Source organism: Vibrio sp. Y176, assembly GCF_033438945.1.
Genome location: NZ_JAWOQS010000655.1, coordinates 1 through 652 on the forward strand (window position 1 = coordinate 1; position 652 = coordinate 652).

The following is a 652-nucleotide window of genomic DNA, read 5'->3' on the forward strand; positions in this document are numbered from 1 at the left end:
TATTCTGATTCTGGTAGTACTTCCAGTTCAGCGATCGCCTTATCTGCTTCTTCTAACGCTTTCTGCGTAGTGTATTCTAACGAACCAGCCTCTTTCATAACGGCTAGGATTTCATCTAAGCGTTCCATGCCATTGGCTTTTTCAATCGCTTCGCGAATCATCAGCGCATTTTCTGGCGTCGTATTACGCATTGCATGCAACAGAGGCAGTGTCGGTTTTCCTTCAGCCAAATCATCACCAACGTTTTTGCCCATGTCTTCGCCATCGGATGTGTAGTCCATCACATCATCAATAAGCTGGAATGCAGTGCCTAGGTATTTACCATAATTCTGCAGAGCCAATTCAACGTGTTCTGGAGCATCATTTAAGATTGCGCCAATTTGCGTTGCAGACTCGAACAAGCGTGCAGTCTTTGAGTAGATGACTTGCATGTAGCTTTCTTCGGTCGTGTCAGGATCGTTACAGTTCATCAACTGTTGAACTTCACCTTCGGCGATCACATTTACTGCATTACTCATTAGTTGAAGGATCTTCATGGATCCTAGCTCAGTCATCATCTGAAATGAGCGAGTGTAAATAAAGTCCCCAACAAGTACGCTCGCGGCATTACCAAACGCAGCATTCGCTGTCGCTTTTCCACGGCGCATGTCTG

At 45.6% G+C, this 652-nt stretch carries 1 protein-coding gene; it reads right to left on the bottom strand.

Annotated elements, in window-relative coordinates; translation table 11 throughout:
- Nucleotides 1-652, bottom strand: a 652-nt coding sequence (locus tag R7O13_RS27890; protein ID WP_318305327.1) for a polyprenyl synthetase family protein, incomplete at both ends; no start/stop codon positions are given.